The 17,600-nt window shown below is 73.9% G+C and carries 9 protein-coding genes; 2 read left to right on the top strand and 7 right to left on the bottom strand.

Translation table 11 applies throughout. The features are described 5' to 3' along the window. Nucleotides 1–91 precede the first annotated feature (91 nt). Both DK419_RS27395 and DK419_RS27390 read left to right on the top strand, forming a co-directional pair. On the top strand, nucleotides 92–1,654 hold the full coding sequence (locus DK419_RS27395; protein ID WP_109961870.1) for a class I adenylate-forming enzyme family protein: 1,563 nt from the start codon (nucleotides 92–94) through the stop codon (nucleotides 1,652–1,654). 380 nt (nucleotides 1,655–2,034) lie between these two features. Continuing rightward, a complete protein-coding gene (locus tag DK419_RS27390; protein WP_109961869.1) occupies nucleotides 2,035–3,774 on the top strand; it encodes a thiamine pyrophosphate-binding protein in 1,740 nt (579 codons plus the stop codon). Nucleotides 3,775–3,921: 147 nt separating this feature from the next. On the opposite strand, the gene bcsN is transcribed toward DK419_RS27390, so the two are convergent. The 7 genes from bcsN to DK419_RS27355 all read right to left on the bottom strand — a co-directional run bounded on the left by bcsN (nucleotide 3,922) and on the right by DK419_RS27355 (nucleotide 17,529). Next, nucleotides 3,922–4,938, bottom strand: coding sequence for a cellulose biosynthesis protein BcsN (bcsN, locus tag DK419_RS27385; protein WP_109961868.1), 1,017 nt, complete (start codon nucleotides 4,936–4,938; stop codon nucleotides 3,922–3,924). Continuing rightward, on the bottom strand, nucleotides 4,935–6,959 hold the full coding sequence (locus DK419_RS27380) for a hypothetical protein (protein WP_109961867.1): 2,025 nt from the start codon (nucleotides 6,957–6,959) through the stop codon (nucleotides 4,935–4,937). Before DK419_RS27380 ends, bcsN begins: the two co-directional genes overlap by 4 nt. After that, nucleotides 6,944–8,038 (bottom strand): family 8 glycosyl hydrolase, encoded by a 1,095-nt coding sequence (locus DK419_RS27375; protein WP_109961866.1) that lies wholly within the window; start codon nucleotides 8,036–8,038, stop codon nucleotides 6,944–6,946. The genes DK419_RS27380 and DK419_RS27375 overlap by 16 nt, the downstream gene beginning before the upstream one ends. A 164-nt stretch (nucleotides 8,039–8,202) precedes the next feature. Continuing rightward, entirely contained in the window at nucleotides 8,203–10,842 is a 2,640-nt protein-coding gene (locus DK419_RS27370) for a cellulose biosynthesis cyclic di-GMP-binding regulatory protein BcsB (RefSeq protein WP_245442748.1), read from the bottom strand. 7 nt (nucleotides 10,843–10,849) lie between these two features. Next, nucleotides 10,850–13,366, bottom strand: a complete 2,517-nt coding sequence (gene bcsA, locus DK419_RS27365; RefSeq protein WP_245443073.1) for a UDP-forming cellulose synthase catalytic subunit — start codon at nucleotides 13,364–13,366, stop codon at nucleotides 10,850–10,852. A gap of 716 nt (nucleotides 13,367–14,082) precedes the next feature. After that, nucleotides 14,083–14,823: a cellulose biosynthesis protein BcsS gene (gene bcsS / locus DK419_RS27360; RefSeq protein WP_245443072.1), complete on the bottom strand. Its 741-nt coding sequence runs from the start codon at nucleotides 14,821–14,823 to the stop codon at nucleotides 14,083–14,085. Between the two features lie 210 nt (nucleotides 14,824–15,033). Next, nucleotides 15,034–17,529: a response regulator gene (locus tag DK419_RS27355; RefSeq protein ID WP_109961863.1), complete on the bottom strand. Its 2,496-nt coding sequence runs from the start codon at nucleotides 17,527–17,529 to the stop codon at nucleotides 15,034–15,036. Nucleotides 17,530–17,600 lie beyond the last annotated feature (71 nt).

The following is a 17,600-nucleotide window of genomic DNA, read 5'->3' as shown; positions in this document are numbered from 1 at the left end:
GCGACCTCATCCTGAGGTCGCGAGTGGGACGGGCCGCCAAGACGATCGACGAACCCATCTCGCCCCGAGAGACCAGACGAGGACGACCACGATGAGGGATGTGCTCACGCCCGGGCAGATGCTCGCCGTCCAGGCGCGCCTGCAGCCCGACCGGATCGGCGCGCGCGACCTCGAGCGCGAGATGACGTTCCGGCAGTGGAACGCCCGCGCCTGCCGCCTCGCCAACGGCCTGCTCGGCCTCGGCCTGACGAAGGGCGAGCGGGTCGCGGTGCTGGCCTACAATTGCGTCGAGTGGCTCGAGATCTACGCCGCGATGGCGAAGGCCGGCCTCGTCGCGGTGCCGATCAACTTCCGGCTGGTCGGCGGGGAAGTGCGCTACATCCTGGAGGATGCCGAGGTCTCGGCCCTGATCCTGCAAGATGAGCTGGCCGGCACGATCGAGGAGATCCGCGCCGACCTGCCGGTGGCGGAGTCGCGCGTGGTGTGGTTCGGGGCGACGCCGTGCCCGGCGGGCTTCTCGTCCTACGAGGACCTGATCGGCCGGGCCCGCGAGGACGAGCCCGGCACCGTGATCGCCCCGTCGGACCCGTGGATGCTGATGTACACCTCGGGCACCACCGGCAAGCCGAAGGGGGCGATCCGCTCGCATCGCGGCGCCGCCATGCTGTCGATGATCACCGAGATCGAGCTCGGCATCCACCGGCGCGATTCGGCACTGCTGGTCATGCCCATGTGTCACGCGAACTCGCTCTACTTCTTCGGCGCGTTCAGCTATTGCGGCGGCGTCACCAGCGTGTACTCGCGCAAGAGCTTCGACCCGGAGCATTGCGTGCGCGCGCTCGCCGAGGGCGGGGCGAGCTTCACCTCCCTGGTGCCGACCCACTACGCGATGATGCTGGGTCTGAGCCAGCAGGTCCGGGACCGCTACGACCTCACCCGCATCACCCGGCTGATGATCTCCTCGGCCCCGGCCCGGCCCGACACCAAGCGGGCGGTGATGGAGTTCTTCCCGAATTCCGGGCTCTACGAATTGTACGGCGCCACCGAGGTCGGCTGGGCGACGATGCTGCACCCGCCCGAGCAGTTCACCAAGCTCGGCTCGGTCGGCCGCGAATGCGTCGGCTCGGCGCCGATCAAGCTGCTGGATGAAGCCGGCAACGAGGTGCCGGACGGCGAGGCCGGCGAGCTGTTCTGCTCGAACCCCTACCTGTTCGACGGCTACTGGAAGCTGCCGGAGAAGACGAAGGAGGCCTTCCGCGGCGAGTACTGCACCGTCGGCGACATGGCCCGGCGCGACGCGGACGGGTTCATCCACCTCGTCGACCGCAAGAGCAACATGATCATCTCCGGCGGCGAGAACATCTATCCGTCCGAGGTCGAGGCCCTGCTCGGCGGCCACCCGGCGGTGCACGACGTCGCGGTGGTCGGCCTGCCGGACGAGACCTGGGGCGAGCGGGTCCATGCCGTCGTCGTGCTGCGCGACGGCGCCTCCGCCACCGAGGGCGAAATCCTCGGATGGTGCAAGGACCGCTTGGCCGGCTTCAAGCGCCCGCGCACGGTCTCGTTCATGGCCGACGACGCGATGCCCCGCACGGCGACGGGGAAGAACCTGCACCGGAAGCTGAAGGAGAGGCTGGTGCGCGGGGAGGGGTAGGGGGCGACCAACTCCGGGCCTTCGACGGATGGATCGCGGGTCTCCCCTCTCCCCGCGGGCGGGGAGAGGGCTGTGTTCCCGTTCAGGGAACGCAGCAAGCCCGCAGGGCGAGGGTGAGGGGGAAATGCCGGAGGAGTCTCATCTGGAGATACCCCCTCACCCTCGCTCCGGCTTGCGCCTGCGCTTGCCGCTGACCCGACAAGGGGTCAGCGGCCCTCTCCCCGCCCGCGGGGAGAGGGGAAGGGCGCTCTATATGGGTGCGGGCAGCGGATCCGGGCTTCGTGATCTGCGAAGATACCATCCTCACCCGGAATGAATTCCGAGGCGGGCACGACGCGCCGATGGCGCGAACAACGACACGAACGGGAGGGAGAAACCCGATGAGCCAGCCGACCGACACCGTCCAGGACCTCAACGCCGACGCGCAATCCTGCGCCGCCTGGATCGCGCAGTTCCTGAAGGCGCGGGGCGTCGATCGGGTGTTCGGGCTCCAGGGCGGCCACATCCAGCCGATCTGGGACCATTGCGCCCGCCTCGGCATCCGCATCGTCGACGTGCGCGACGAGGGCGCCGCCGTCCACATGGCCCACGCCCACGCCGAGCTGACGGGTGAGCTCGGGGTCTGCATGGCGACCGCCGGGCCCGGCGTCACCAACTGCGTCACCGGCATCGCCAACGCCTCGCTCGCCCGCGTGCCGGTGCTGCTGATCGGCGGCTGCACCTCGCGGGCGCAGGCCAATCTAGGCCCGCTCCAGGACATCCCGCACGTCGACATCCTGAGGCCGGTCACCCGCCAGTCGCGCACCGCCCGGGTCGCCGACCAGGTGATCCGCGAGCTCGACGAGGCGGTGGCCCGCGCCATGGGCGACCTCGGCGAACCGGGTCCCGTCTACATCGAGATCCCGACCGACGTGCTGCGCGCCCACGTGCCGCCGCAGCTGGTGCTCGACGACTGGATGGCGCCGAAGGAACCCCGCCTGCTGCCGCCCGATCCGGCGGCGGTCGCGAAGGCCGTCGAGGTGCTGTGGGGCGCGCGTCGCCCGCTGGTGGTGAGCGGCCGCGGCGCCAAGACGGCCGGCCCGGAGCTGGTCCGCCTCCTCGACGCGCTGGGTGCGGTCTACCTCGACACCCAGGAGAGCCGCGGCCTGGTGCCGGCCGACCATCCGGCCACCGTCGGCGCGATGCGGGCCGCCGCGATGACCGAGGCCGACGTGGTCCTGGTGATCGGCCGCAAGCTCGACTACCAGCTCGGCTACGGCTCGCCGGCGGTGTTCCCGAATGCCCGCTTCGTGCGCATCGCCGACACGGCCGGCGAACTCGTCGACAACCGCCGCGGCGAGCCGGAGCTGCTCGCGACGCCCGCGCTGGCGCTCGCCGCCATCGTGGACGCCGCCGGCAACCGGTCGCCCGCCCTCGACACGGCGTGGGCGCGAGGGCTGCGCGAGCGCCACCTCAAGCGCTCGACCGGGGCGAGCGTGCCGCAGACGGGGGAGGACGGCCGCGTCCACCCGGCGGCGATCTTCGCGGCGATCCGTCAGGTCGCGGCCCCGGACTACATCGCAGTGGCCGACGGCGGCGATCTTCTCAGCTTCGCCCGGGTCGGCCTCGAGGCGCGGACCTACCTCGATGCCGGCGCCTTCGGCTGCCTCGGCGTCGGCGTGCCCTACGCCACCGCGGCCTCGCTCGCCCATCCCGACCGGCAGGTGATCTGCGTCACCGGCGACGGCGCCTTCGGCATCAACGCGATGGAGATCGACACCGCGGTCCGCCACGGGGCGAAGCCCGTCATCATCGTGTCGAACAACGCCGCCTGGAACATCGAGCGCTACGACCAGGAGTTCAATTACGGCGGCCGGGTCGTCGGCACGCTGCTCGCCGATTCCGACTACGCCGCGATGGCCCGGGCGCTCGGCGCCCACGGCGAGCGGGTCGAGCGGCCGGAGGATCTGGCCCCGGCGATCGCGCGGGCGCTGGCCAACGCCCCGGCGCTGATCGACGTGACGACCTCGCAGGTCGCGGTGTCGTCGGACGCCCGCAAGGGGCTGGGCTTCGTGCCCGACTACCAGCCGCTCACCGCCTGGGACGACGCCGAAAGGCGCCGGCGCGGCGAGAGCGTGTGATGCCGCGGCACCGTCGAACGAACCCGTTCGACGGTGCCGGGCGAGCCCGAGCGGGCGCCGGCGCCCCTGCGCCGAACGCCGATGCGCCGACGTGTCGATGCATCGGCGCGAGGGTATGAGCCAGTTTCTATTGAGGCGGAGACCGCCTCACCGCCCGGGGCTGCGCTCCGGCGGCGGCCGGTAGGCCTCCGGCGGGAGATCGCGCGACAGGGTCTCGCCGGTGCCGCGGCCGGGCGCGGGGCCGGGCGTCGGGTTCGGTGCCGGGCCCGGCGCCGGGGTGCCGCCGGGGGGCTCGGCGGGCGGGGGCGCGTCGGTGATGTAGCGCTGCGACCCGCTCCGGGGCGCGGCCTCCGGGGCGGGCGGCGCCTCGGGCGTCCGCGGCTCCGGCGCGCGCGGCGCGAGGTAGCGGCGCCCGCTCTCGGATGGCGGGACCGGAACGGCGGGACGCTCCGTCTGCGGCGCCGGGCGCTCCGGCGGACGCTCGGGCGGGGGCGCCTTGCGGGCCTCCGGGGCCGGGCGGGGCGGCCTCGCGGGGCGCGGGCGGGGATGCCGGCGCGGCGCGGCCGCCGGGGCGATCCCGTCGGCCGGCAGCGCGACCGTCAGGTGCTCGACCGCCGCCACGAGGTCGTCGAGGCTCGCCTGCGCGGTGCGGCAGAGGCGGATCCGCAGCGACAGCGCCCGGCGCAACGCGGACGGATCGGTGCCGAAGATCCCGCCCTGCGCCGTGTTGCGGGCGCCCGGGCGCGGCCGCTCGAACCACTGCCAGGCGTAGAGGCAGTCGGCGCCGAGCGCCATGCCGACCGGGCCGTAGGCGTTGCGGCGCGGCGCGACCACCCGCATCGCCTCGCCGGGAAAGCGCACGGCGATCTCGCCGGCGATGCCGAACTCGCTCGGCTTGGCGAGCCGCGGCGGGAAGGCGAGGAGCAGGTCGCCGGTCTCGTTGCGCAACGCGATCTCGGCGTGGTTGCGCCCGTCGCCGCCCTCGTAGGCGATGCGCTGGTCGAATCCGTCGCGGTGGCGCGTCTCGACCACCGCGGCGACCCGGCCGGCGCCGGGCAGCCGCAGGGCCGGGACGGCCTGCGCCGCGGCCGGCGGGACCAGGAGCGGCCCGGGTTCGGCGAGCAGGCCGAGCGCGAGGACGACGGCGAGGGCGCGACCGCTCACGGATAACCTTTCTCGGGGGGAAGCGTGCGCTCCGAGGTGGTGCGGGCCGGCACCGAGAAGCGGACGCTCTCGGGCGCCGACGAGGGCCCGCGCTCGCTCTGCTGGTCCTGCCACAGCGTCCCGGGGGGAGGCGACCCTAAGCCCTCCGGCTTGTCGAGGCCGTTATAGCCGGGCAGCAGCGCGTAGCCGTAGCGCTCGTAGGGCATCGCCCCGGCGCCGGGCACCCGGCGCGCCACGAGCGGGGGGGCCGGCGCGGCCGGCTCGCGGGCGTAGGTCCCGGGAGCCGGGGTCTGGGCCGCCGCCGCGGGGTAGCGCAGGGGATTGTCGAGGGGCACCGCCAGGGGGAACTCGCCGCGCTGGACCGCCGGCGGCACCGCCTCGGCCCGGCCCCCGGCGCCCGGCGCGTTCGGCCGGGGCACGCGTCCGTAGGAGGCTTGCGAGGAGGCTTGCGAGGAAGCCTGGGACGAGGCTTGCGATGCGGCTTGCCCCTCCGGCCGCTGGGGCGTGCCGGCCTGCGGCCCGGTACGGCCGGCGGGGGCGGCCTGCACCGCGCACGGGAGCGGCGGTCCGCCCTGGCTCTCGCGGAACAGGAGCTCCACCACCTTCGGGAACAGCCCGTCGTAGCGGTTGACCACCTCGAGATAGGGGCGCTGGCGCTTCAGCCGCTGCAGGGTCAGGGCGTAGCCGAACACCGTGCTCTCGCTCGGCATCCAGGCCACCGCGCGCTGGAACCACTCGAGGGCGGCGTCGAACTGGCACGAATTGTAGGCGTACCAGGCCAGCCCCTGGGCGCCCTCGCCGGAGGCGGTGGCGTTGACGACCCGGGCGTAGCGCTCGATCCGGGCGGGCTCGATGAAGGGCGGGCTCGCCAGCGTCAGCTTGCGCTCGAGGAGGTCGATGAACAGCAATTCGTTGCCGACGAAGCGCTCGCGCCAGGCGAACGCCACCTCCTCGGCCTCGCGCGTCATGTTGAGCTCGCGCAGGGTGTGAGCGAGGCCGTGCGCCACCATCGCGTCGCCGCCGCGCGCGATCGCCTGCTTGAACCATTCCAGCGCCTCGCGGAACTGGCGCCGCTTGTAGGCGTACCAGCCGAGCAGCCCCGTCTGGCTCGGCTCGGCGGTCTTGCGGGCATAGGCCTGGAAGGCGGTGAGGTCGGGCAGCGTCGGGGTCTGGGCCGGCTCGTCGTGCAGGAAGGCGGCGATGCGGGCCCGGGTGATGTCGAGGCGGATCGGGTCGAACTCGGAGGGCCCGGCCTGGTCCTGGCGCCCCGGCTCCTGTCGTCCCATGGCGATCAGGCGCTCGGCCTGGTCCATCTTGAGGTGCGCCATCGCCTTCTGGATCGTGGCGAGGCGGGCGCCGGCATCGGCGCCGCCGTCCAGCACCGATTTGTAGAGCGTGAAGGCGTCCTCGGCCGCGCCCGAGGCGGCGAGCGCGTCGGCGATGGTCCAGATGCTCTCGACGTCGGCCGGGTCGAGGGCGCCCGGATCGGCGCGGTAGAGGGCGACGATCTCCTCGGAATTCTTGCCGTCGGGATTTTTGCCGTCGGGATTCTTGCCGGAGGCCGCCGCGACGCTCGAGCGGAACTCGGCCCGGCGCAGCTTGCGCGCCAGTTCCTCGGAGGGCTGCCAGGCCGGGTCGAGGGAGCGGCGGGCATTGATCCCGGCCCGCAGGTCCTGCAGGCGGCCGGCGGTGAACAGGTCCCAGAGCGGCGCCTCCTCGGGCGGGCTCGGCTGCAGGCTGTCGAGGTCCGGCGGCTCGGTCCAGCCCGGATAGAGCCGCTTCAGGCGGGCGATCTCCGCCTTCATCCGGGCGGTCTGCTTCTGCGAGGCGTAGTAGCGCAGCGCGCTCTCGTCGACCATGCCGGGCGTGCGGGCGGTCTCGGGCTCGACCATGATCGCGGGCGCGCGCGCGCCGTCGCCGTAGACGACCCGCGGGGCCGGCGCCTCGGGAGCCTGGGCGAAAGCGGGCGCCGCGAGGAGGATCGCGGCGAGCGAGAGGCGGCGGGTCACGATCTGAGGCATGAGGGGTATCGCATCCGGGCCGCGACCAGGGCGAGGAGGTGGAGCGTCGTGGGGTAGTAGTTCTGCCCGCCCTGCACGCTCCGCAGGGCGTCCGGGAACGGCGTGCCGTCCTGCGCGCAGGCGACGAGGGCCGGGAGCGCGGTGTAGCCCGCCTCGCTCAGCCACTCGACCGGGCGGCCGTCCCCGGTATCGACGATCGGCAGGCGCTCGCGGTCGATCCCGCCCCACAGGGTCCGGAACGGCGCGTAATCCTCCGGCCGGCCGATGCCCGCCCAGGCGAGGTAGAGCGGGATCCGGATCGCGTTGTAGGAGAAGAGCGGCGGGAAGCCGTCGGCGGGACGCAAGGCGTCGTCCTTGGCCGAGATCCACTCGGTCGGCAGGCCGCTCGGGCCGAAGCGCGAGCGGCGCAGGATCTCGAGGCCGCTGCGGATCACCGCGGCCCAGTCGTATTCGGGCGCGACGAGGCCGAGGCGCTGGAAGGCCGGGAAGACCCAGTAGGACAGGTTCACCAGAGGCCCGTCGGCGCGGTCGCGGGCCGAGAAGCCGGCGACCGCCGGCAGCACCAGGGGGCCGTGGGAGTCGCGGAACAGGATCGTCTTGCGGCCGAACTCGACGGCGATGCGCCGCGCCGCCGTGCGGTAGGACGGCTCGCCCCAGGCCTCCGCCGCCTCGGTCAGCGCCCAGGCGACCAGGATGTCGCCGTCGGTGGCGTTGTTCATGTCGGCGACCGCCGGGCGCTGGTCGGGCGCCCAGCGCCAGGCCAGAAGCTCGTCGGAGCGCACCATCAGGTTGGCGCGGGTCCAGCCCCAGATCCGCTCGAAGGCGGCCCGGTCGCCCGCCGCCACCGCGAGCAGCATGCCGTAGCCCTGGCCCTCGCTGTGGCTGATCAGCCCGTTGGCGGTGTCGACGACCCGGCCCTTCTCGGTCACGAACCGCGCCCGGTAGGCGCGCCAGCCCGGATCGTCGCCGAGGCTGCCGGCGAGCGTCGGCGCGGCGGCACGGCCCGGCGCCTCGCCCGGGGCGGCCGCGCGGGGCAGGCTCGGCACGGCGGTGGCGGGGGGCACGGGAATCGCCTCCATTCCTTGCGCGACCTGCCCGGGGATGCCTTGACCCTGCGCGCCCTGACCCTGCGCGCTCTCGGGCGGCTGCGCGGGCTTCGGCGCTTGCGGTGCCTGGGCCCGGCCGGGTCCGGGCGCGAGGAGCAGGCATGCCGCGCAGGCCGCTGCGAGGAGCGTCGGGCGCCTCACGAATTCCTCCTGCCGAGCTGGCGCACCAGGCTCGTCGTGGCGAGCCCGAGGCAGAGCGCCATGACCAGCGTCATCGCCACGTAGGCGCCGGGGTTGAGGGAGAGCCAGGCGGCCGCGACCAGACGCAGGTTGGACAGGCCCCGCCCTTGCGTCTCGATCAGCTCGACGCGCTCGGGCTGCACGGTGGTGAGGCTGCCGTTCGAGGCGTCGAGGAAGGCGGCCTGGCCGGTCAGGCCGGTCCAGACCACCGGGTCGACGAGGCAGGAGACCGAGGCCCTGAGCATCGAGGGATTGGGCGCGGTCACCAGCACGGTCGTGTCCGCGAGCCGGCCTCCCCCTTGGCCCGCTCCCTGGCCCGCGCCTTGGGCGGATCCTTGGCTGGCCCCTTGGCCGGCCCCTTGGCCGGACCCTTGCGCGATGATCAGCGAGGCGCGGGGGTTGAGCGGCACGCCCTCGGGCTGCGGTCCGCCGGCGACGCGCAGGGTGAGGTCGCGGGCCTCCGCCGCCCGCCGCGACAGGCCCTCCCAGGCATTGGCGAGCACCGCCGGGACGACGGTGAGGCCGCGGGCCGACTCGTCCCAGCGCGCGACGAGGTCGGCGTCGCTGTCGGGAGGCGCCTCGCCGGCGAGGGAGGCTTGCGACAGGGGGGCCTGAGGGGAGGCTTGCGGCGCCGGCCGGGCCGGCGCGGATGCCGCCTGCGCGGGCGTGGCCTGGCGCAGGGGCGTCGTGAAGGCCGGCAGGGCGCAGCGCATCGGCATGTTGCGGCGCAGGCGGTCGAGGGTGACGACGCCCTCGGCGCCGAACGGGCCGGGGGTGGCGACGGTCTCGGCCCGGCCCTCCCAGATCCCGCGGATCTGGGCCGGGTCGAGACCGACCGCCTCGAGGGCGGCGGGCGTGAGGGAGCGGACCGGGGCGACGACGAGGCGGGCGCCGCCATCCGAGACCCGCTCGTCGCTGCCGACCGAGAAGTCGATCACGCGGCCGGCCGCGATGGCGAGGCGTGCCGCGAGCGTCGCGGCGGCCGAGGTCGTGTCGCGGTCCGGGGTCGGCAGGACCAGGTGCGGGCGCGGACCGGGCGCCGCGAGGTCCGGGCTCAGGAACGGCACCGCCCCGGCCTTGACCGCGGCGAGGTCGGGGCTGCGCACGGCGCGGGCGAGCGCCGGCACGTCGAGGCGGGTGCGGTCGAGGAACAGGAAGCGGGCGCGCCGGGCCGCCGGCGCCAGGGTGTCGCAGGTCCGGTCGGCGGCGGTGGGGAGCTGGGCGCTGATCTCGACCCGGTTCAGGCCCGGCCGCCACAGGCTCAAGGGGAGCGGGATCGCGCTGTCGGTGAACACCTCGCCGCGGCTGTAGGGCAGCGGCACGCTCGCCGCGTTGCGGCCGTTGATGTCGACGACGATCCGGGCGCTCGGCTCGAGCCCGGCCGCGTAGCCCCCGGCGAGGTGCAGCATCACCTTGCCGTAATCGGCCGGGACGAAATCGGCCGGGAAGCGCACCTCGAAGCCGACCCGCAGGAGCCGGCCGTTGAACTCGCGGCTCGCGACCCCGAGCTGGTCCAGGGTCAGGCTCTCGCCGCCCTGGACGGGATAGCCCCGCGTCAGCTCGGCGAGCCGGGACCCCGCCGGCGTGCCGGACGGGTCGCCGGAAGCGGCGAGCGTCTGGGTCGCCTGGCGCACCTCCGCGGCATTCGTGCCGGTGACGACCAGGACCGGGGCGCGGCTGCCGCGGGGGCCCAGCAGCGCGACCCGCGGGCCGGTGATCGCCCCGAGTTCCTCCAGCCCCTCGGTGCCGCGGATCTCGGCGGCGGTGCCGGCGACGAGGGTGAGGCCGGCGCGGCCCGAGAGGGCAGGGCCGAACGTCACCGCCGGCCGGGCGAGCCGCCCGACGAGGGCGACCGCCTGCACCGCGCCGATCATCCGCTCGAGCCGCTCCGGGCTCGGCCGCTCGGCGAGCAGAACCCCGATCGGGAGCGCCCCGCTCTCGTCCGGCTCGAGCGCCGCCAGGGTCTTGAGGTCGAGGTCGCCCGCCTGCGCCACGGCGAGGCCCGAGCGCGACGGATCGATCTGCGTCCACAGCTCGTAGGTCGCCTCGGTCGAGCAATCGACCCGGTGGCGCTGGCTCGCCGCGAGGGAGACCGCGTTGTAGCCGGCTTTCAGCAGCCCCTCCGGCAGGGGGAACTCCACCACCTTCACGGCGCCGGGCGCCTGGATCCGCGTCCAGCCGACCTTGGTGCCGTTGACGCTGCCCGACAGCTCGGAGGCCTCCGGCGCGACCGAGATCGCCGAGAGGTAGGACACCCGGAGCTTTCCCGGCCCGCGCGCCTGCGCCTCGGTGAGGTAGACCGGGAATTGCAGCGAATCCTCCTCGCCGGCGAGGCGGTAGCCCCGCGTGCCGGCGGGAAACCGCCGCGCCGCCGCGACCGCCGCCGCGACCGGCATCCCGCGCCGTGCGGGATCGGCCTCGGGCGCTTGAGACCCTTGCAGCGCCGGCTGGCGCGGCGCGGCGGGTCGCAGGGGTTCGCCGGTCGGCGGCAGGGTCAGGCGCTCGGCCGGACCGGTGCCGAGGAAGCTCTGGGCAAGGGCGGGAGAGCCGCTCACTGCGAGCATCGCGACCGGGGCGACGAGACGGCGCAGGATCATCTCGGCCTCACGCCGCATCGGTGCGCCGGGGCCGGTCGGCGAAGGTCCGGTCGGCAAAGGTGCTGTCGGCAAGGGTGCGGTCGGCAAGGGCACGGTCGGCAAGGGCGCGGTCGGCAAGGGCGCGGTCGCCGAGCGCGCGGTCGTTCTCGTAGTCGAGCATCAGGCGGACCCAGTCGCCGTCGGCCTCCGCCTCGGCGTGGACCGGAACCCGGGTGGAGGCCTGGCCGGAAGCTTGGCCGGAAGCTTGGGCAGTCGTTTGCGCGGGAGCCTGGACCCGCACCGGCACCGTCGGCCGGGCGGGGGCTGCGAGGGGCAGGTCGGCCGGCTGCGGCGGGACGGGCGCTTGAACGGGCTCGTCGTAGACCGGAGCCGCGACCGGGCCCTCGACGGCGACGGGGCGGGCGTCGCCGGCCAGCGCGTAGCGTAGCGCCCGGACGGGCTCGGCGAGGCCCCACCAGATGAATTGCAGGGTGCCGGTGAACAGGTCCTTGTGGCGGCGCCGGCGGAGCTGGAACCGGCGCATCGCCTCGGCGTCGCCGTACATCAGGCCGGCCAGCGCGACGTAGTCCTGGACGCGCAGGCCCCCGAAGGCGAGGCGGCAGACCGCGTCCGCGCCCGAGCGGGTGACCGGCCCGAGGATCACCGGCAGGGCGCCGGCGGGGGCCGCGCCCGCCACCGGCTCGACCGCGAGGGTGCCGGGGACCGGATGGTGGCCCGCGCCGGGCGCGAGGAGGGAGGCCGGCATCCGCACGGTGCAGGCCTCCGCCGAGACCCGCTCGATCGCCACGTCCACGGCCCGGCCCCCGAGGGTGAGTCGGCCGCGGCGAGCGACCGCCAGCGAGGGCGTGCGCTCGAGCTGGCGGCGCTCGGCGCAGACCCCGAGCGCGGCGCCGGCGGTGAGCAGGTTGAAGAAGTTCCACAGGCCGACGACCAGCATCAGGTTGGTCACGCCCGGCTCGAACAGGTAGCGCCAGCCCGCCACCAGGCAGCCGACCAGCAGGAGGCCGTAGACGGCGAAGAACGGCAGCGAGAGCGACGACAGGTGATCGTGGTCGAGGGTCGCGCCCTTGTTGGTGACGTTGAAGGTGGGCTTGCGTGGCGACCAGATCACCGAGACGATCGCCTTCGACAGGTACAGGCCCTGGACGTACTCGTAGAGCTCGGACACGAACGGCCAGCGGAACTTGCCGTAGACGTAGTTCTGCATCATCAGGTTGATGACGATGTAGGTCGCCGTGTAGGCGATCGACTCGTCGACGCTGGCGACGAAGATCTTCAAATCGAAGAAGATGTGCAGGAGCGGCGCGAACATGAAGGCGAGCCGCGGGATCGGAAAGAACCAGAACGTCATGCTCGACAGGTAGGCGAGCTTCTGGATCGGCTTGAGCCCCTTCTGCAGGGCCGGGTTCTTGAGCAGCAGGATCTGGAACATGCCCTGGCACCAGCGCGAGCGCTGGCCGATGAAATCGGCGAGCGTGTCGGGCTGGAGGCCGGCGATCAGCGGCCGGTCGACGTAGGCGCTGGTCCAGCCGCGGGAATGCAGCTCGAAGGCGGTCTCGCAATCCTCCGTGATGGTGATGCCGGCAAATCCCCCGGCCTCGTCGAGGGCCTGCCGGCGCAGCAGCGCCGCCGAGCCGCAGAAGAACGAGCCGTTCCACTTGTCGAGCCCGGCCTGGGTCACCGCGTAGAACATCTCGTTCTCCGACGGCATCCGCTCGAAGGTCTTGAGGTTGCGCTCGATCGGGTCCGGGTTGAGGAAGGCGTGCGGGGTCTGGACCAGGAAGAGCTTGGGATCCTCGGCGAAGTAGCCGACGGTCTCGGCCAGCAGCGAGCGGAACGGCACGTGGTCGGCGTCGAGCACCAGGACGAGGTCGCCGGTGGCCGCCGACAGGCCGTTGTTGAGGTTGCCGGCCTTGGCGTGCTCGTTGCGCTCCCGCGTCAGGTAGCGGGCGCCGAGCGCGCCGCACAGCGCCTGCAACTCGGCCCGCCGCGCCCGCGCGGCCGCGGCCTTCTCGGGATCCGAGTCGGTGCATTTCTGGTCGGTGCCGCCGTCGTCGAGGAGCCAGACGGTCAGCTTGTCGGCCGGGTAGTTCATCTGCCGCGCGGCGGCGAGCGTCATCGCCAGGATCTCGGCATCCTCGTTGTAGCTCGGCACGAAGACGTCGACGGTGGGCAGGTCGGCGGCCGGCGCGGCCACGGGCGGGCGGCGGCGCAGCGGCTCGGCGTTGATGATCAGGCTGACGAACAGGATGAAGACGCAGTAGAGTTCGCAGAACAGCAGCAGCAGGCCGAAGCCGAAGCTGACCGGGTCGCCCGGCGAGGGCAGGGTGTCGGTCACCCGCCACAGGATGTAGCGCAGGACCACCAGGCTGCCCATCGCCAGGAAGACGAAGCGCGCCCGCGGCCCGTCGACCAGGAGCCAGAGCCCCGCCATCGCCGCCATGGCGGCGAGGCTCATCGCGAGCTGGTTCTGGGTGCCGACGGGCTGGCTCAGCAGGGCGAGGCCGGCCGCCGTCGTCCCCATCCAGGCCAGCCATCGCAACGCACGCACCACGCCCGCCTCTCCAGAATCACCAGCCCCTAAGCCATCAGATTATGTCCATTTCTCGTTACGAAAACCTGATTTCGATCAGCAACTCAAGCCGTGATTCGTCGCCGTCGCGTGCAAAAAAAGTCGCATTTGCTCATAAATCGAGGCACCTCACTTGCCTCAGATCATCCGTGCTCCGACGCGTTCAGCGGAAAGTCACCAGCGAATAACGCACCGGCACGACAGTCCAGAGTGCGTTCTCGCCCTTGCCGCAACGCAGCGAAAATCAACCTTAGATTGCGAATTAATTTCGACAACGGATCAGGTTGCAGCGCCGGTTGCAGCGCTCCCTCGGCCGAGCCGGACCGACAGGCGCCGACTTGCTTTAGATCGATGCGGGCCGGGGAGCCCGGGCTTCACCTCGAACGCCGCGACCTCGCAGGCGTCGTCATCCGATCCGTTGCGGATGCGGGGGACGGGAACGGGCGCGAGGTTGTTTCCGGCTCGAACGGGCTGCGGGGCGTCGGCCGATCCTGGAACGGCCGACGCCCCGGATGAGACGGGATGGGGCCGGCACCCGCGATGCTGCCCACCCTCGCTCGAGCACGTCACGATCGCGCAGCAATCGCCAAGCTCTCTAAGCTTTTGATTTTTTTCCGCATTTTCTTCGACGAACCGGCATCCACTTCGCCGGAAAATGCTCTAGGCGCTCAGAAATTCGCCCGCGCCTCGATGCTCGAGTAATAGCCCGAGCCCTGGACCCGGTCCTGGACGAAGCCGGCGGCCAGCGACATCTGCACCGGCCCGAACTTCACGCCGGAGAGGTGGGCGCCGATCCGGTACTGGCGGAAGAAGTCGTCGCCGAGGAACAGGGCCTCCGGCCCGATATAGACGCCGTCGGCGACCATGTAGCCGAGGCGGACGCGGGAGTAATAGGCGTTGAACTTGGTCGAGTAGGAGCCGTAGGCCGACACCATGGTGCGGTCGGTGGGGTTGGCGTAGAAGTTCGCCGCGACGCGCAGGCCGACGCCGGTGCCGACCACCGGGTTGCCGGGATCGACGATCGAGAGCTGGTTGCTGCGGGCGTTGAAGCCGATGAAGCCGGCGAGCGCGGCGTCGCGCCAGACCCACTCGTAGCCGGCCATCACCGAGCCCTCCTCCTGGTAGCCCGTCACCCGCGAGGCGACGGCCTGGCCCGGATAGGAGTAGGTGCCGGCGATCGCCTCGACCCGCACCCGCGGCCCGCTCTGGGTCGGCGAGCCGGCGACGGGCGCCGTGACGGTGATCGATCCGAAGGCCGAGCTGTTCGACGTGACGCTGGTCGAGCCGTCGACGGCGATCGCCCAGCTGTCGTCGACGGTCTGGGCCGGCGCGCCGGTATACCAGTCGGCGCCGGCGCTCGGCGCCCGCAGGTCGGCCGCCGCGGCCGGGGCGATGCCGGCCGTCGCCAGCAGGATCAGGATCGCGCCGCCGAGGCGGCGCCGGATCGGTTTCGGGCTCGAGACAATCAACGCCGCTCGCTCCACAACACAACTGTACTCTTTGCACCGATTTATGCGGGAGGACGGTTAAATTTCACTTGCACTCCTCGAGATTCGTGCCGGCAAATTTTACCCATGCGGCGATTCGGGCGCCCGCGCGCGGACCGGAGGGCGGGCGGATCAGGCGGCGCGGGTCGCCGGCGGCGCGGCCGCGCCGAGCACGGCGGCGAGGTCCTCCTGCCGGAACGGCTTGTCGAGCCGCAGGAACCGGCGCGCCGCGGCGGGGAGCCGGCCGTGCGGGCTCGCCAGGATCACCCGGATGCCGGGATGGCGCTCGACCACGGTGGCGGCGAGCTGGAGGCCGGTCATCACCGGCATCGCCTGGTCGGCGATCATCGCGTCGAAGGCGGCGTCGTCCGCGAGCAGCGTCAGGGCGTGCTCGCCCGACGCCGCCTGGACCACGGCGTGGCCGAGCTCGCTCAGGGCCTCGACGAGGCTCGCCCGCACGAGGCTGTCGCTCTCGACGAGGAGGATGCGCAGGGGCGCCCGCGCCGGGACCGCGACCGCCTCGGGCGCGCGCGCCTCGGCGGGCAGCCAGATCTCGGCGAGGAACGCCTCCTCGCCGCTCCCGTCGCAGACGAGGCGCCAGCCGCCGCCGCTGCGGCGCACGAGCTGCGCCACGGTCTCGAGCGCCCGCCCCTGGGGCCGCGCGCCCGCGCCGGCCGGGCGGCGCCCGCTCGCGAACAGGACCCGCAGGGCCGGGCCGTCTGGCATCCCGGGCAGGGGCGGCGAGCCGGCGGGCTGCGCGGCCGCCCCGATCGCGAAGCCGTGCAGGCCGAGGTCCCGGACGTGGAACGCGAGGTTGAGCAGCACCAGCTCGACGAGCCGCTCGCCGCAGGCGGCCCGCGGCAGGCCGTCGGGGATGCGGGTGACGACGGGCGCGTCGCGCAGCACGTTCCCCTGCAGGAAGGGCAGGAACGCCGCGACGGTGGCCGCGAGGTCGGACGAGGCCAGATCGGCCCCCGGCTCCTCGCCGCGCACCAGGCCGAGCAGGCGGCGGGTGAGCGCCGCGCCGCGCTGGGCGCCGGCGAGCGCCGCGTCGGTCAGGGCGGCCTGGCGCGCGTCGAGGGCGGTCTGGCGCCGCAGCACCCCGAGATTGGCCAGCACCACCGTCAGCACGTCGTTGAAGTCGTGGACGATCCCGTCGGTGACGCGGCGCAGGACGAGGCTGCGGCGGCGCTCGTTGGCGCCCGCCGGCGTGTCGGCGGCATCCCCCTCGCGAATCGCCCGGCTGAGGGCGTGGACCCGCATGCGGCCGGCGCCGTCGCGCCCGCGCAGGAAGCGCACGAGCACGCGCCGGCCGGTCTCCGGGCCGGGGCCGCGGGTGCGCAGGACGACGTCGTGGGCGCCGTCGGCCTCCAGCGCCGCCGCGAGGGTGAGGTCGAGGAGGGGGCGGTCGGCGGGCTCGAACCGGGCCGCGAGGTCGGCGAGCGTCGCGACGCGGTCGGACTGCGCCGCGACGCCGTCGGCGGCGGCGGCGCCGGGATCCGACCATGCCACCTGCCGGGTCTCGGGATCGATCTCCCAGCAGGTCCAGCCCGACATGGTCTCGAAGGTGGTGAGCCGGCCGCGGACGCGGTCGAGGCCGGTCCCGGCGCCGGCGAGCCGGGCATCGACGCTCAGGGCCCGGTCGCGCATGCTGCCGGAGATCGCCGCGATCTCGCGCACCCGCGAGGCCGGCGCGTCGGCGAGGGGATCGGCAGGAGGGTCGGCAAGCGGACCGGCAAGGGCATCGCCCGGGGACGCGTCGGCCAGCCGGCGCAGCCGCGCCGAGACCCGTCCGCCGAGGGCGTAGCCGAGGCCGCCGGCGCCGAGCACCAGCGCGAGGCCGAGGGCGACGAGGCGCGGGTCCGGCCCCGCCGGCACCGCGACGGGGATCCGGGGCGCGGTGGCGGTGACGAGCCAGCCGGGGCTGGCGAGATCGCGGCTGCCGCGGGTCGGCGCGGCCTCGTGCGGGCGCGGGTCGTCGGCGGCCGGCAGGGGACCGAGGAGGGCGCGCCCGTCCGCCCCCGCCACCGCGAAGCGGATGCCGTCGCCGCCACTCGAGGCGACACGGCCCAGACCGCGGCGGACCCGCTCGGCGATGCCGTCGAAGAAGGCGGGCGCGGCCCGGAGCACGAGGCGGTCCGGCCGGCCGGAGGCGCCGAGCGCCAGCGTCAGCGCGAAGGGCGCCTCCTCGGGCCCGGCCGTCACCGCGACCTCGGCGCCGCGGGACGGCGCCGAGGTCGCGGTGATCGTCCGCGGCAGCGGCCCGGCCCCGCCGGAGGCGCGCAAGGTCCCGTCCGGGGCGAGGAGCACGGCGTCGCGGTAGCGCGGGTTGAGGGCGAGCCAGTCCTGAAGCCGCGCGGCGCGCCAGGCGTCGGGCACGGCGGAATCGTCGAGGCGCAGGAGCAGGGCGGCGTTGCGGGCGTCGCCGATCGAGGCGCCGAGCTCCTCGTCGAGAGCGTCGGCATAGGCCCGGGCGGCCTGGACGAGGGCGGGGCGCTCGCTCCCGGCCTCGCGCGGGGCGGTCGAGAGCGCGCCGCCGTACCAGGCCAGCCCGAAGGCGGCCGCCGCCACCCCGGCGAGCTGGGCCGCGTTCAGCACCTTGAGCGAGATCCGGACCGAGTCCAGCATGAACGGGGTTCCACGGCGCCACCCGCGAGCGCCGGCCGGACGGCGGCACTCGCGTCGTGCAACCAGGGCAG

The organism is Methylobacterium terrae (genome assembly GCF_003173755.1).
Taxonomy (GTDB): Bacteria; Pseudomonadota; Alphaproteobacteria; order Rhizobiales; family Beijerinckiaceae; genus Methylobacterium; species Methylobacterium terrae.
The sequence above is the reverse complement of the archived record's forward strand: the minus strand, read 5'-3'. Positions and strand labels throughout refer to the sequence as shown.

Coding starts and splice junctions, on each gene's coding strand:
- DK419_RS27395 (WP_109961870.1), top strand. CDS start 92: ATGAGGGATGTGCTCACGCCCGGGCAGATGCTCGCCGTCCAGGCGCGC.
- DK419_RS27390 (WP_109961869.1), top strand. CDS start 2,035: ATGAGCCAGCCGACCGACACCGTCCAGGACCTCAACGCCGACGCGCAA.
- DK419_RS27380 (WP_109961867.1), bottom strand. CDS start 6,959: ATGCCTCAGATCGTGACCCGCCGCCTCTCGCTCGCCGCGATCCTCCTC.
- DK419_RS27375 (WP_109961866.1), bottom strand. CDS start 8,038: ATGGAGGCGATTCCCGTGCCCCCCGCCACCGCCGTGCCGAGCCTGCCC.
- DK419_RS27370 (WP_245442748.1), bottom strand. CDS start 10,842: ATGATCCTGCGCCGTCTCGTCGCCCCGGTCGCGATGCTCGCAGTGAGC.
- bcsA (WP_245443073.1), bottom strand. CDS start 13,366: ATGGGGACGACGGCGGCCGGCCTCGCCCTGCTGAGCCAGCCCGTCGGC.
- DK419_RS27355 (WP_109961863.1), bottom strand. CDS start 17,529: ATGCTGGACTCGGTCCGGATCTCGCTCAAGGTGCTGAACGCGGCCCAG.